The organism is Phenylobacterium sp., from assembly GCF_004799395.1.
Classification (GTDB): domain Bacteria; phylum Pseudomonadota; class Alphaproteobacteria; order Caulobacterales; family Caulobacteraceae; genus Phenylobacterium.
Genome location: NZ_SSMZ01000179.1, coordinates 1 through 13,798 on the forward strand (window position 1 = coordinate 1; position 13,798 = coordinate 13,798).

The 13,798-nt window shown below is 71.0% G+C and carries 17 protein-coding genes; 13 read left to right on the forward strand and 4 right to left on the reverse strand.

The features are described from left to right. The first annotated feature begins 29 nt into the window (after positions 1–29). Together E8A12_RS11830 and E8A12_RS11835 are read left to right on the forward strand one after the other, a co-directional pair. Positions 30–527: a PAS domain-containing protein gene (locus E8A12_RS11830; protein ID WP_293368932.1), complete on the forward strand. Its 498-nt coding sequence runs from the start codon at positions 30–32 to the stop codon at positions 525–527. 108 nt (positions 528–635) lie between these two features. Then, entirely contained in the window at positions 636–1,493 is an 858-nt protein-coding gene (locus tag E8A12_RS11835; RefSeq protein WP_293368902.1) for a GNAT family N-acetyltransferase, read from the forward strand. A gap of 148 nt (positions 1,494–1,641) precedes the next feature. Here the strand turns inward: E8A12_RS11835 and E8A12_RS11840 are convergent, their stop codons facing one another. Continuing rightward, positions 1,642–2,064, reverse strand: coding sequence for a SufE family protein (locus E8A12_RS11840; protein WP_293368904.1), 423 nt, complete (start codon positions 2,062–2,064; stop codon positions 1,642–1,644). Between the two features lie 40 nt (positions 2,065–2,104). Beyond that, the gene (locus tag E8A12_RS11845) at positions 2,105–2,878 is read right to left on the reverse strand and encodes a HAMP domain-containing sensor histidine kinase (protein ID WP_293368906.1); all 774 of its coding nucleotides are present in this window, start codon (positions 2,876–2,878) and stop codon (positions 2,105–2,107) included. Between the two features lie 248 nt (positions 2,879–3,126). On the opposite strand from E8A12_RS11845, the gene E8A12_RS11850 reads away from it, so the two are divergent. Next, positions 3,127–4,719 carry a HAMP domain-containing sensor histidine kinase gene (locus E8A12_RS11850; protein ID WP_293368908.1) on the forward strand — a complete coding sequence of 531 codons (1,593 nt, stop codon included), beginning with the start codon at positions 3,127–3,129 and terminating at the stop codon, positions 4,717–4,719. A gap of 8 nt (positions 4,720–4,727) precedes the next feature. Here the strand turns inward: E8A12_RS11850 and E8A12_RS11855 are convergent, their stop codons facing one another. Further along, on the reverse strand, positions 4,728–5,519 hold the full coding sequence (locus E8A12_RS11855) for a hypothetical protein (protein ID WP_293368910.1): 792 nt from the start codon (positions 5,517–5,519) through the stop codon (positions 4,728–4,730). Positions 5,520–5,739: 220 nt separating this feature from the next. Between E8A12_RS11855 and E8A12_RS11860 the strand changes: the two genes are divergently transcribed. The 10 genes from E8A12_RS11860 to E8A12_RS11905 all read left to right on the forward strand — a co-directional run bounded on the left by E8A12_RS11860 (position 5,740) and on the right by E8A12_RS11905 (position 13,399). After that, positions 5,740–6,072: a DUF1491 family protein gene (locus E8A12_RS11860; protein WP_293368912.1), complete on the forward strand. Its 333-nt coding sequence runs from the start codon at positions 5,740–5,742 to the stop codon at positions 6,070–6,072. A gap of 34 nt (positions 6,073–6,106) precedes the next feature. After that, positions 6,107–6,562, forward strand: coding sequence for a hypothetical protein (locus E8A12_RS11865; RefSeq protein WP_293368914.1), 456 nt, complete (start codon positions 6,107–6,109; stop codon positions 6,560–6,562). Positions 6,563–6,648: 86 nt separating this feature from the next. After that, on the forward strand, positions 6,649–6,888 hold the full coding sequence (locus E8A12_RS11870) for a type II toxin-antitoxin system Phd/YefM family antitoxin (RefSeq protein WP_293368916.1): 240 nt from the start codon (positions 6,649–6,651) through the stop codon (positions 6,886–6,888). A gap of 12 nt (positions 6,889–6,900) precedes the next feature. Further along, on the forward strand, positions 6,901–7,278 hold the full coding sequence (locus E8A12_RS11875) for a type II toxin-antitoxin system VapC family toxin (RefSeq protein ID WP_293368918.1): 378 nt from the start codon (positions 6,901–6,903) through the stop codon (positions 7,276–7,278). Positions 7,279–7,320: 42 nt separating this feature from the next. Next, positions 7,321–7,722, forward strand: coding sequence for a VOC family protein (locus E8A12_RS11880; protein ID WP_293368920.1), 402 nt, complete (start codon positions 7,321–7,323; stop codon positions 7,720–7,722). 59 nt (positions 7,723–7,781) lie between these two features. Then, a complete protein-coding gene (locus E8A12_RS11885; protein WP_293368922.1) occupies positions 7,782–9,419 on the forward strand; it encodes a peptide chain release factor 3 in 1,638 nt (545 codons plus the stop codon). An 8-nt stretch (positions 9,420–9,427) separates the two neighbouring features. Then, the gene (locus E8A12_RS11890) at positions 9,428–10,351 is read left to right on the forward strand and encodes a class I SAM-dependent methyltransferase (protein ID WP_293368924.1); all 924 of its coding nucleotides are present in this window, start codon (positions 9,428–9,430) and stop codon (positions 10,349–10,351) included. Positions 10,352–10,365: 14 nt separating this feature from the next. Continuing rightward, complete coding sequence (locus E8A12_RS11895) at positions 10,366–11,085, forward strand: 16S rRNA pseudouridine(516) synthase (protein ID WP_293368934.1); 720 nt, start codon at positions 10,366–10,368, stop codon at positions 11,083–11,085. 195 nt (positions 11,086–11,280) lie between these two features. Next, positions 11,281–12,660: a hypothetical protein gene (locus E8A12_RS11900; RefSeq protein WP_293368926.1), complete on the forward strand. Its 1,380-nt coding sequence runs from the start codon at positions 11,281–11,283 to the stop codon at positions 12,658–12,660. Between the two features lie 67 nt (positions 12,661–12,727). Further along, positions 12,728–13,399 carry a TonB family protein gene (locus E8A12_RS11905; RefSeq protein ID WP_293368928.1) on the forward strand — a complete coding sequence of 224 codons (672 nt, stop codon included), beginning with the start codon at positions 12,728–12,730 and terminating at the stop codon, positions 13,397–13,399. A gap of 2 nt (positions 13,400–13,401) precedes the next feature. Here the strand turns inward: E8A12_RS11905 and E8A12_RS11910 are convergent. After that, a partial coding sequence (locus E8A12_RS11910) for an ABC transporter permease subunit (RefSeq protein WP_293368930.1) occupies positions 13,402–13,798 on the reverse strand: 397 nt, incomplete at its 5' end.

The following is a 13,798-nucleotide window of genomic DNA, read 5'->3' on the forward strand; positions in this document are numbered from 1 at the left end:
AATCCAACTGGTTGTCGGGGCATCTGCACATGGCGGCGCAGGTCGGGGCTCCTGGTGCGGCAGTACGCGCACATGAGGAACTCTTCGCCTATTGGGCGTCTCTACGAGAGGGCGCCCGGCTGCCTGGACGCGCGCATCTCGACCCGGCGCCGATCAAGCGCCTGCTGCCCACCGTCAGCCTGATCGACGTCAGCGAGGCCCCCCACCGGGGGGCGGCGGAGTTCCGCATGCGCCTGGCCGGCACCGCGCTCTACGGCGTCTATGGCCGCGAGATCACCGGCAAGCGGCTGAGCGAGATCTACAACACCGTCGCGGCCGACTACTGGCGCGTCGAGCTGGGCAAGGTGGTCAGCGAGCGGCGCCCGGCCGTGGGCGTCCACAGTCTGGCCTGGCGCGGCGCCTCGCATCTGTCGATCCTGTGGCTGCGCCTGCCGTTGGCGTCGGACGGCGAGCGGGTGGACATGATCCTGGGCTTCGACGCCGTGGTCGGCATGAGCCAGGCCAACAGTGGGATCCGCGCGGCGTAGGCGACGGGACAGGCCGCGCAAAGGCTAAGCCAAAAATCTTCAGTTGACGCGCCGTTGCGCCACGACTGTGCTGCTGCGCAGTCGGGGCTGCAGGTATCGGTGGGCGCCATGAGCTTGTCTCTGCGAAGGGGAGATGCGGCGGACGCCGCCGCGGCCGGCGACATCTGCTACCGGGCGTTCAAGGACATCGCCGAGGCGCACAACTTCCCGCCCGACTTTCCCGGGCCGGAGATGGCCGCCGGCATGCTCGCCGGCATGATCGCCCATCCGGGGGTCTTCGACCTGGTGGCCGAGGTCGACGGTCGGCTGGTTGGCAGCAACTTCCTGGACGAGCGCAATCCCGTCGCCGGCATCGGCCCGATCACGGTGGATCCGACCGTGCAGAACGACGGCGCGGGCCGAGCCCTGATGCTGGGCGTGATGCAACGGGTTCGCGAGCGCGGCTATCCCGGCGTGCGCCTCGTGCAGTCGGGCTATCACAGCCGTTCCCTGGCGCTCTATCTGCGGCTCGGTTTCGAGGCGCGCGAGCTGCTGGTTTGTCTGCAGGGGCCGACCCTCGGCGTCGGCTTCCCCGGCTATGCCGTCCGCGCGGCCACGCCGGACGATCGGGCCGCCTGCAATCAGCTCTGTTTCCGCGTCCACGGACTGGAGCGCGGCGGCGAGCTTTCGGACGCGATCGCCGGGGGCGGCGCCCGGGTGGTGGAGCGCGATGGCCGGATCACCGGCTATGCGACGGCCATCGCCTTCTTCGGGCATGCGGTCGCCGAGACCAATGACGACCTGAAGGCGCTGATCGGGGCGGCGGAGGCCTTCCTCGGCCCGGGGCTGCTGGCGCCCACCCGCAATGGCGAGCTGGTCCGCTGGTGCCTTTCGCAGGGTCTGCGGATCACCCAGACCATGACCCTGATGAGCGTCGGCCTCTACAACGAGCCGTCCGGTGCCTGGCTGCCGTCCGTTATGTATTGATGAACGGCGCCCGGCTGCGGGCCGACGGGCCGAACGGCCAGGCTCAGAGGCCGCCCTGTCCGGCGTCCGCCAGGGCGCTCGCGGCGGCGCAGCTGCCGCTGGAGCATGAGTTCTAGACGGCAAGGTCCGTCGTGGATCGAAAGCGGTCCTAGGCCCGCGCCCGTTCTGCATCCGCGCGGATCCGCGCCACCATCGAGGCCAAGCCGTTCGACCGCTGCTGTGAGAGCGCGCCCTTGAGGCCCAGGGTCTCGAAGGCGGCCGGCGCGTCGAAGGCCACGATCTCGGGGGGTTTGCGCCCGGAGAATAGCCGCAGGACGATGGCGATCAGGCCGCGGACGATGTGGGCGTCGGAGTCGCCGCGGAACTTCAGCGTCCCGTCCCCTTGCGGCTCGGTCACCAGCCAGACCTGGCTGGCGCAACCGCGCACCTTGTTGGCGTCGGAGCGTTCGGCGTCGGTGAGGGGCGCCAAGTCCTTGCCCAGGTCGATCACGTAGCGGTAGCGCTCTTCCCAGTCGCCCAGGACCTCGAACTCGGCGGAGAGCTCGGCGAGTTCGTCTTCGATCATGGCCATCGCCGCGACTTAGGCGCAGCGGACCCCCGCCGCAACTGGTTCAGGCGGTCTTCAGCCGCACGCGGGCGGCAAGCCCCTTGCCGGGTGCGGAGGTGAGCTCCAGCCGCGCGCCCATGGCCCGGCAGGTAAGTTCGCAGATCGGCAGGCCCAGGCCCGCGCCCTCGACGCGGCGGACGAGCGCGTTCTGGCCCTGCTCGAAGGGCAGCATCAGGCGCGGCAGGTCGGCGGGATCCACGCCCTCACCGTCGTCCTCGATGAAGACGTCGACGTGGCCGGGCGCGACCTCGGCGCGGATGCGGACCTCGCCGCCGTCCGGGGCGAACATGGCGGCGTTCTGCAGGAGGTGGCTGAGCACGGTTCGCAGGCCCCAGGGGTCGGCGAGCACCAGCGGAAGCTCCAGATGCTCGACGATCCGCGGCCGGACGCCGCGGGTGAAGTCACTGGCGGCCGAGGAGATGGCGGAATCGAAGGCGGGCTCCAGGGATTCCGGGCCGACGTCGAGCTCCAGGCCCTCCAGACGGCCGATCTCCAGCACCTGGTTGACCAGTTTAAGCAGCTTCTTGCCGCTGCCGCGGATGATGTCGGCGTATTCCTTGTACTGCGGCGCCCCTAGCGGGCCGTAGAGCTCGGCCGACAGGATCTCGGAGAAACCGAGGATCGAATTCAGCGGAGTGCGCAGTTCGTGGCTGACCAGGCGCAGGAAGGCGCGCTTCTGATCCTCAAGGCCGATGGCGGCGCGCCGCCGCGTCCGCGTAGGCTGCGCAGGCGGCGCAGGCGGCTCAGGCGCGCTGGCGGGATCGGGGGCAGTCGGCATGGAGGCTAAGGCGCCCTCGTTCCAAGACACCCGATTTTGCGGCCCCGCGCTTACGATTTCCTTTCACAAGGTCGAGCCGCCTGTGGATGGCGTGATCGCGCCTGGAGCGAGCGCCCTTACTTGGACTCACCTCAGACGCTAAACTGGGCGGTGATGTCCGGCGAACAGATGACCAAGGCTCGACGCTGACCAGCCCCAAAAGACGGCTGCGCGGGCGCGCGCCGGCGGACGCCGGACGGCGTTTCGCGGTGAGCTGGCACTTGGCCTGGGCGCTGGCCGTGGCCGCGGCGACCGCAGCGCTGGCCCTGCGCGGCGGCGCGCCGGTCGTGGACCTGGCGGCCCTGGGCGCGGTGATCGCGGCGAGCGTCTTCGGCGCGTTCCTGTCGGAGACGGGCGGCGAGGCCGGGGCGGCGACTGCGGTCGTGGCCTGGGGCGTCGCCGGCGCGAGCGCCTGCCTGCTGACCGGCGGGACCGGAGGACCCATGGCGGCCTGGTGCCTGGCGCCGCTGGCGGCGGGCGCGGCGTTTGGACGGCCGCGGCTGCTCGGCCTGGGCGCGGCGGCGGGCGTGGCGGCGGCCGCGGTGGCGGCCCTGGGCGGCGTCTTCGCGCTCCTGCCTGAGAACCCGCAACCCCTCGCCAGCTGGCTCAGCCTGCTGGCGCTGGGCACGACCGGACTGGGCTTCGCCGCGGGCCTGGTGGCCCTGCAGGGCAAGGTGCGCGGCGAAGGCGCGCGGGCGCGCGATACGGAACTGTCGCTGCGCGAGGCGCTGGATCACCAGCCGCAGCTGCTCATGTCGCTCTATCCGGGCGGGCGCATCCTGGAGGCGTTCGGAGAGGCTCCGATCGGCTTGCAGACCCACGAGATGACCGGCCGCAACCTGGCCGAGATGGTCAGCGCCGACGACCGCCGGGCCGTCGAGGACGCCCTGATGCGGGCGGCCGCGGAGGGCTCGGCGGAGGCGGTCTTCATACCGGCCCATGATCCGCTGGGTTGGTGCGTGCTGACCCTGCGCCGGCTGGGTTCGTCGCGCCTGGTCGGCGCGCTGCGCGACGCGCGCGCCCAGCGCCGCCGCGAGAGCGAGCTGGACGAGGCCCGTGTCGTCGCCGAGCAGCAGAACGCCGGCAAGTCGCGGTTCCTGGCCAATATGAGCCACGAGCTTCGCACGCCGCTCAACGCCATCATGGGCTTCTCCGACATCATGCGGCAGCGGCTGTTCGGGCCGATGTCGGACCGCTACGCCGAATACGCGGACCTGATCCACGAGAGCGGCGCCCACCTCCTGGAGCTGATCAACGACGTGCTGGACATGTCGAAGATCGAGGCTGAACGGTTCGAGTTGGCGCGGGAGGACTTCGACGCCCGCGACGCCATCGCTGCGGTGCTGCGCCTGATGCGCGGCCAGGCAGACCGGGCCGGCATCAGCCTGAAAGGCGAACTTTCCGCGGAGTCGCTGGAGGCCGAGGCCGACCGGCGCGCCATCAAGCAGATCGCCTTCAACCTGGTCTCCAACGCGCTGAAGTTCACGCCCAGGGGCGGCTCGGTGACCGTCTCGGCGCGCCCGGAAGGCGACATCCTGGTGATCTCGGTGGCCGACACCGGCGTTGGCATCTCAGGCGAAGACCTGGCGCGCCTGGGCCGGCCCTACGAGCAGGCCGGCGGCGCCGAGCAGAAACAGGCCGGCGCAGGCCTGGGCCTGTCGCTGGTGCGGGCGTTCGCGCGGCTGCACGGCGGCGACATGACGCTGGAAAGCACGCTCGGCGAGGGCACCACCGTGACCGTCCGGATGCCCGTCCTGATCCCCCAGGTTGAACCGCGCGTGGCGCGGATCGCGGAGGGCTAGGTTCGGGCCTAGTGGCCCGCGACCTGCAGGAAGGCGCGGCCGGCGGCGAAGTCGCCGACCTCCACATAGGCGCGTCGCGTCACGTCGCCCGGGAACAGGAAGTCGACGGCCACGGCCTCGCGCGGGTCCAGGGTCGCCAGTTCGACCGAGGCGGCGTCGGGAAAGCGGAACGCCCAGCCGGCGGTCTCGCCCTTGGGAAGCAGGTCCGACCCGGCCGGCGAGCGGGCGGCGGCCGCGTAGGCCTTCTGGGCCGAGACCGGCGGCAGGCGGCGCGCCAGCGGCAAGCCGGCGGTCGATCCGCCGCCGAAACGGTCGAGATAGGGCTGGCTGGCGCGGGTGTCGTCACGCAGCACCAGGCGCGCGGCGTAGGGCTGGGCCCCGTCGGCGAAGGCGGCCACGGCGACCAGGGCTTCCTGTCCCTCGCGCCCGGCCAGGCCAAAGGCCATGCGGCCCGCATCCGCTCCGGTTCCGAAGCTGGACTCCTGCGCCAGGCTCCAGCGCGGCGCGCGGCCCAGGTTGCGGTCCGCGGCCCAGCCGGCCACGTCGCCGGCATAGTTGAGCCGGGTCATCTTCGCGTAGCCGGCGAAGGCGCTCCTGACCCGGGTCGCGGCCGTGGCGATGTCGGGGGAATGGCAGTCGGCGGCGCTCGCCTTGGCGCGCGCGGCCTGCTCGGTCTGTCGCAGCGAGGCGGCGGAGGTCCCGGCGCGCAGCGCCGCGCCGCGCGCCTGCGCGGTCGCCGCGGCCAGCGCCGCGGCCACGTCGGGCGCGAACAGTCCGCAGCGCTGATCCGCCGCCGACATCACCGCACGCTCGTAGAAAAGGTCAGCCGGCTGCGCTTGCGCGAAGCCGGGCAGAACGGCCGAAGCCGCCGCTAGACACCCCATCCACCGAGACGCCGGCCGCGCTTTTCTGCGCGAGCTCTTCATGCGTCGTCCGTTTTCGTTCTGGTCACAGGACCGTGGCGTGGAGTAGCCCAGGTAGCGTTGCTGTTCCGTTACCCGGCGCCGGACACCTTGCCGCATGCTGCTTTCCACCGACATCTGGGTCAGCGCCCTGATCCGCCGGGCCGAACTGTCCGGCGCCTTCGGCATGGTGATCCGCAAGGGCGACGCGCGGGCCGGCGCGGTGCTGGTCAAGGTGCTGAACCGTCCGCAGGGCGCCGCGCGCCTCTATGCCGAGGCCACCCGGCTGGACGGCGAGCGGGTGTGGATGCAGCCGGTTCCCTCCGACCAGGAGCCGGATCTCGACGCCTATATCGAGCGCGCCGTCCGCGTCGATCCCGACCTCTGGGTGGTGGAGGTCGACGACCGCCAGGGGCGCCACTTCCTGACGGAACCGGTCGAGGGCGGCTGATTTCGCGGCGCCGTTCCGCCAGTTAACCGCCTTCATGCACGTGACCGTAAGCCTGCCCATGCGACAGGTGCCGTCCCGCCGACAAGGTCCCCGCAAAGCCGCCGCCACCATGATGTTCCTGCTCAACGATGTTGTCCTTCGCCTCGACGGGGTGGCCATGGACGCGCCCCTGCAGGGACGGCGGATGCAGCGGCTGTCCTTCCCGGAGATCCTGCGGATGGGCCAGGAGCTGTTCTCTCGCGAGCCCCTGCTGCAGCGGACCAACCCCGAGCGGGCGCGCCGGCTGGGCGCGCTGATCACCGCCAAGGCGCCGATGATCAATGCGGCGCTGTTCGTGGCGCCCGCCCTGGGCTGCCCGCCCGGCGAGGTGACGGTGCGCTTCGTCGCCTGCGAGTTCGAGACCATGGCGGAATTGCACAACATGCACCGCGACGGCGACCTCGACGCGGTCAGCGTCGACCGGATGATCTGGCGAAGGCTGGCGGCCTGAGGTCCAGCCGTTTGCCCTTGGCGCGTGCGCGGCCTTGCGAGACGCTCGGGTGTGGACTAACTTAGTCCATCGAGCAGGAGCCTCCCATGGCGACCATCAATGTCCACGCGGCGAAAACCCATTTCTCCAGCCTGCTGGACCGTGTGGCGGCGGGTGAGGAGATCGTGATCGCCAAGGCCGGCAAGCCGGTGGCGCGGCTGACCGGGCTGTCGGCGGGCGATCGGCCGGCGCGGCGACTCGGTCGGCTGGCGGGACGCGCCGTGGTTCCGGCGGACTTCGATGCGGCCCTGCCGGACGCGGTTCTGGACGGCTTCGACGGCGCCTGACGCTTGAGGCTGTTGCTCGACACCCATGTGCTGATCTGGGCGCTGATCGAGCCGGACCGCCTCGCGCCGCCGCTGCGCACGGTCCTCGAAGACCCCGCGCAGGAGGTGTTGTTCAGCGCCGCGAGCGTCTGGGAAATCGCCATTAAGGCGGCGCTCGGCCGCGCGGATTTCAAGGTCGCGCCGGGTGAGATCTTGTCCGCCGCGCTGGAAACCGGCTTCGTCGAGCTACCGGTGCGCGCGGCCGCGGCCCTGGCGGTCGCCGATCTGCCGATGCATCATCGCGACCCCTTCGATCGACTGCTCGTGGCCCAGGCGCTGACGGAGCCCGCCCGGCTTTACACCGCCGACGCGGCGCTGGAGCCCTATTCGGAACTTGTGGTCCGGGTCTGACGTCGTCCTTCTGAGGCTGAACTCGAACGCGGAGTCCGCACCATGGTCGACAAGATCACCCCTTTCCTGATGTTCGAGGGCCACGCCGAGGCCGCGCTCGACTTCTACGTCGGCCTGATCCCGGGGGCCGAGGTGAAACGGCTGGAGCGCTACGGACCGGGAGAGCCGGGCGACGAGGGCAAGGTGCGCGTCGCCTTCTTCAGCCTCGCCGGCCAGGAGTTCATCTGCATCGACAGCTCGGTGCATCACGCCTTCAGCTTCACGCCTTCAATCTCGCTGTTCGTGGACTGCGCCGACGAGGCGGAGATCGAGCGGCTGTTCGCGGCCCTGGCCGAGGGCGGCGTGGTGCGGATGCCGCTGGACAACTACGGGCTCAGCCTGCGGTTCGGCTGGGTGGACGACCGCTTCGGCGTCTCCTGGCAGCTCAACCTGCCGGCCAGCTGAGGCCCGATCGCCGCGCGGCCATTTGCGAAAGGGCGGCGCACACGCTACCTGCCCCGCCCATGACCACTTCCCCCGCCGCCGAGGCCGCCAGTTCTCGCCTAGGAATCGCCGCCCAGGCGGCGAGGCGGCGGACCTTCGCGATCATCTCCCACCCCGACGCCGGCAAGACGACGTTGACCGAGAACCTGCTGCTGGCCGGCGGGGCGATCCGCGCCGCCGGCGCGGTGCGCGCCCGCGGCGAGAACCGGCGCACGCGGTCGGACTGGATGAAGATCGAGCGCGAACGCGGCATCAGCGTCTCGGCCAGCGTGATGACGTTCGACCACGATGGGCTGATGTTCAATCTGCTGGACACCCCGGGCCACGAGGACTTCTCGGAAGACACCTACCGGACCCTGACGGCCGCCGACGCCGCGGTGATGGTGCTGGACGCCGCCAAGGGCATCGAGCCGCAGACGCTGAAGCTGTTCGAGGTCTGCCGCCTACGCGATATCCCGATCATCACCTTCATCAACAAGATGGACCGTGAGGCGCAGGACCCATTCGAACTCTTGGACGAGGTGGCCTCGAAGCTGGCCTTGGATCCGTCGCCCCTCTATTGGCCGGCCGGCTCCGGTGGGCGCTTCAAGGGCATGCTGGACCTGCGCGCCGACAAGTTCATCCCCTTCGCCAAGAAGACCGGCGGGGCGGCGGATGATGAAGGCCATCCGCCGGCCGTCGCCTTCCGGGGCAACGCGATCGTCAGCTACCTCGACCCCGACGAGCAGGAAGAGCTCTCCGAGAACGCCGAGCTGGCGCAGGGCGGTCTGAAGCCCTTCGATCCGCAGTCGTTCTTGGAAGGCCACATGACCCCGGTGTTCTTCGGCTCGGCGCTGCGCCACTTCGGCGTCGACCAGCTGCTGGAAGGCCTGGGCGCCTATGCGCCGCCGCCGAAAGCCGTGGCCGCGGTGAAGAACGGCGAGCCCACCCATGTGGCGCCGGGCGATCGCGAGGTCACCGGCTTCGTCTTCAAGGTGCAGGCGAACATGGACCCCAACCACCGCGACCGGATCGCCTTCCTGAAGCTCTGCTCGGGCCGGTTCGCGCGGGGTATGAAACTGAAGGTGCAGAACACCGGCAAGCAGCTCAGCGTGAACGCCCCGATGATGTTCTTCGCCTCGGACCGCGAGCTGGCCGAGGACGCCTTCGCCGGCGACGTGATCGGCATCCCCAACCACGGCGTGCTGCGGGTGGGCGACAGCCTCTCGGAGTCCGGCACGCTTCGCTTCGCGGGCCTGCCCAACTTCGCGCCGGAAATCCTGCAGCGGGTGCGGGTGAAGGACCCGCTGAAGGCCAAGCACCTGAAGAAAGCGCTGGAGAGCCTGGCGGAAGAGGGCGTGACCCAGCTGTTCCGCCCGACCATGGGCTCGGACTTCATCGTCGGCGCGGTGGGCCAGCTGCAGTTCGAGGTCATGGCCGATCGCCTCGCCAACGAATACCAGCTGGAAGTGATCTTCGAGCCCAGCCCGTTCGGCGAAGCGCGCTGGATCGCCGGCGACAAGGCCGACCTGGAGGACTTCCAGTCAAAGCACCGCTCGGCCATGGGCGTGGATATCGACGACCAGCCCGTCTACCTGGCCAAGTCCGTCTGGGATATCGGCTACGCCACGGAACGCTATCCCAAGGTGGCCTTCCTGCGGTCGAAGGAGCGGGCCTGAGGCCGCCCATGTTGGATAAGAGGGCGACGGGCGCCCTGATCTATGGCGCGCCCGCGCCTGGGCTGATCGAGGTCCCGGCCGGCGCTGTGCAGCTGTCGCCCCTGGTCCCGGGGTCGACCGATGTTGCAGGCCTGCCGGACGCCTCGGCGGACAGCGTCACGATCCTGGCGCCGCCGGGCACGCTGGAGCGCGACTTCGTGCTGGCCCAGGCGCTCAGGGTCTTGAAGCCTGGCGCGCCGCTTGTCGCCTTCGCGCCGAAGGACAAGGGCGGCTCACGGCTCAAGAAGGCTCTGGAAGGCTTCGGCTGCACGGTCATCGAGGACGCGCGCAAGCATCACCGGTTCTGCAGCGCGACGCGGCCGGCGAAACCGGTTGGCCTGGACGCGGCGATCGCAGCGGGCGCGCCGCGCATCGTGGAAAGCCTGGGAGTCTGGTCGCAGCCCGGGGTGTTCAGCTGGGATCGGCCCGATCCGGGCAGTCTGAAGCTGCTGGAGGCGATGCCGGCGCTCAAGGGCCGCGGCGCGGACTTGGGCTGCGGGATCGGCGTGCTGGCCCTGCGGATCCTCGCCTCTCCGGCGGTAATGGCCCTGGCCTGCGCAGATATCGACCGGCGCGCGGTGGACTGCGCCCGGCACAATCTCGACGACCCGCGGGTGGTCGTGGATTGGGCCGACCTGCGCCGGCCGCTCGATGGGCTCGCCGATCTCGACTTCGTGGTCATGAACCCGCCGTTCCACGACGGCGGCGCGGAGGACCGGGCCTTGGGGCAGGGGTTCGTCGCGACCGCGGCGGCGATGTTGCGCAAGGGCGGCGCCTGCTGGCTCGTCGCCAACCGCCATCTGCCCTACGAGGCCGGCCTGAAGGCGGCCTTCGCGACGGTGACGCTGCGGGCCGAGGGCGGCGGCTACAAGGTCTATGAGGCGCGCAAGTGAGCGCCAAGCCTCCCATGGCGCGGCTGGACCGCCTGCTGGCCAACCTGGGATATGGGTCGCGGCGGGAAGTCACCGACCTGGTGGCGCGCAGGCAGGTGACCCTCGACGGGGCGATGGTGAAGGACGCAGGCGCGCGGATCGCGGTCAGCGCCGACCTGCCGGAGCGGATGACGGTGTCCGGCCAGCCGCTCGATCCGCCGGCGCCGCTGACGATTCTGATGCACAAGCCCCTGGACGTGGTCTGCTCGCACCGCGAGCCGGGCCGAAGCGTCTACGAGATCCTGCCGCGGCGCTGGCAAGGCCGGATGCCGGCGTTGTCGACGGTGGGCCGCCTCGACAAAGACACCTCGGGCCTGCTGCTGATCACCGATGACGGGCCGTTCCTGCACCGGGTGATCTCGCCCAAGGCCCATGTTGCCAAACGCTATGTGGCGACGCTCGACCGGCCCCTGCGCGGCGACGAGGCCGAGGTGTTCGCCGCGGGGACCTTGATGCTGGAGGGCGAGAGCGACGCTCTGGCGCCCGCCGTTCTCGAAGTCCTGGGCCCGAAAGAGGCCCGTCTGACCATCACCGAGGGCCGCTATCACCAAGTGCGGCGCATGTTCGCCGCGATGGGCAACCACGTCACCACCCTGCACCGCGACCGCATCGGCGCCCTGGCCCTGCCCGAGGATATGGCCCCGGGCGCGTGGCGCGTCCTGACGCCGGCCGAGCAGGCCTCGCTCTTCGCCTGAGCGTCGCGTTCCGGGACAACAAGTTCTCGCGGAACTCCTGAATCCGTCGCGCTTTACTGTGGAGTGTAAGACACGGTTAACCATACTTAGGAAATTAACCACTTGTTTACGATCCCGGCTCCGGCTTTGCTCTTATCCGTCAGGACGCGGGGCCTCCGTCTCATCGCGGGACGGGCGGCCAACGGGAGCGGCGGTATGTTCGAGTTGGGGCGTGAGTTCATGAAGCTGTTCGCCGGCGATCGGCCGAAGAGCCATGGCGACGGCCTGACCGGCGGCGACACGACCCTCCTGGAACTCCTCGACCTCAACCTGCTGCGCCAGGAGGCCAAGGCCGCCGATGTGGCCGCCGGCCGGATCAGCGCCAACGACAAGGCCCAGCGCCGGCTTGACGCGGCGATGGTGTGGCGCGAAGTCGCCCGCCGCTCCGGCGACGCCGTGGCCCTGCGCAAGGCCGCCTGCGCGGCCGAGACCGCGTGCGCGGCCCTCGATCCGCACCGCCGCCCCGACGCCTGGGCCCGCGCCCGCTGCGAGCAGGCCTTCGCCGGCCTCCTGGGCGCGGAGCTGTTCGGCGATCCCGGCCTGGACGCCGCGGCCGCCGCGACGTTCCGCGAGGCCCGTGGGGTCGCCCGCGGCGGCCTCTCCGCGGCCTTGGCCGACGTGGGCGTCGCCCTGGTCGCCGGCCGCGAGGAACTGGCCAAGGGCGACGCCGCCGCCGCCTGGGCCGCCGCCGCCCGCTTCAACGCCCCGATCGCCGCCATGGACGCCATGACGCGCCGCTCCGGCGCCGCGCGGCCGCTGGCCGCCGAGGCGCGGCTGATGCGCGCCGACCTGCTCTGCGGCTGGGGCGCGCGGTTGAAGGACGAGACCCTGCTGCGCGCGGCCATCGATGACGCCGCCGCCGCCGCCGACCGCCTGGACCTGGCCTATGAGCCGCTGACCTGGGCCCGCGCGGAGATCCTGCGCGGCCAGGGGCTGGCGCTTTGGGGCGAGGCGACCGGCGACATCGACGCCGTGGCCGCTGGCGCCACGACGCTGGCCGGCGCGTTGGACCACCTGACGCGCGACCATAGCCCGCTGGACTGGGCGCGCACCCAGCTCGCGCTCGCCCACGCCCTGCAGACCCTGGGCGACGCCAGCGCCGACGAGCGCGCCTACGAACAGGCGGTGACCTGCTACGACCGCGCCAACCTGGTCCTGAAGGACGCGCCGGCCACGCCATTGCGCGGCCTGGCGGCGGGCGAGCGGGCCATGTGCCTGGCGCGCTCGGCGGAGCTGACCGGGGACCTGGCGGTGCTCGACACCGCCGAGACCGCGCTGAAGATCGAGCTCTCGAACCTGCAGCCCCGGCGCGATCCGGTGGCCTGGGCGCTGGTGCAGCTGCATCTGGCGCGGCTCTACGAGGCCCGCGTGGACATCACCGGCAAGGACCATGGCGAGCGGGCGGCCGCGGTCATGGCGCTGGACGCCGCTCTCGACGTCTTCGGCGACTACGGATTGCGCTCGCTCAGCGTCATGGCCAACGAGGCGTTGGAGCGGCTGCGCGCCGGACCGGCGCCCAAGCGCACCGCCGTCTGAGTCCGGGCCCGGCCTTCTCAAACCGGCGGTCGCTATGGCAAGGTCTTCTCTGAAGAGGGGAACCGTCATGTCATCCAAACTTGTGCTCCTGGCTGGAGCGGCAGCTGCGGCCGTCGCCTGCGCCTTGGCGGCCACAGCCAGCGCCCAGGCTGAACACTTCTGGGTCGACGCGCCGACCGTCGCCGATGTCGCGTCAGCTTATCCCGCTCGCGCCAAGGCTGCCGGCGTCAGCGGCCAGGTGGAGCTGACCTGCGAGCTGGCCCGCGACGGGCATCCGCGCGATTGCGCGGCCTTGACCGAGAAGCCGGGCGGCTACGGTTTCGGCGCCGCGGCGGCGAAGCTCGCCACGCACCTGAAGATGAGCGACCAGAGCCTGACCAAGCAGAACATCTTCATCCCGGTCAGTTTCGACGCCGCGGTGCTGAAGGGTGAGGCGACAGTGACCAAGCCGGCCTGGGCGGCCCTGCCGTCCCCCGAGGATTTCAACGCGACCTTCCCCAAGACCCAGAACGGGGTGAACAAGGTGCGCGTGGTGCTGGGCTGCACGGTCGAGGCCGGAGGCGCGCTGGGCGGCTGTTCGGTGGCCCAGGAAGATCCGGCCGGCCAGGGCTATGGCGCCGGCGCGCTGGCGCTGGCGTCGAAGTTCCGCGTCGGGCCCTGGAGCGAGGACGGCACGCCCACCGTCGGCGCCCACATCAGGCTGCCGATCCGCTACGAGCTGACGCCGGTCAAGCCGTAGGTCTAGCGGCCGCGCCACCATCGCAGGCCGGCCTTCTCGCCGGCGTCGAGCACGGCGTGCAGCACCGCGCCCAGCAGGCCCAGCACCACAAGGGCGGCGAACATCTTGGCCGTCTGCAGGCGGTTGCCGGCTTCCAGGATGCGCCAGGCGAGGCCCTGAGCGCCGCCGGAGCCGGCGACGAACTCGGCCACCACCGCGCCGATCACCGCCAGGCCCGCGGCGACCTTGTGGCCTTCCAGCAGATAGGGAACCGCCGAGGGCAGGCGCAGGCGGGCGAGCCGCTGCAGGCGCGTAGCGCCGTAGAGGTCGAACAGCCGCTCCAGATCCGGATCGGCGGCCTTCAGGCCGGTGACCGCGCCGGAGAAGATCGGGAAGAAGGCCACGACCGCGGCAAGCGCG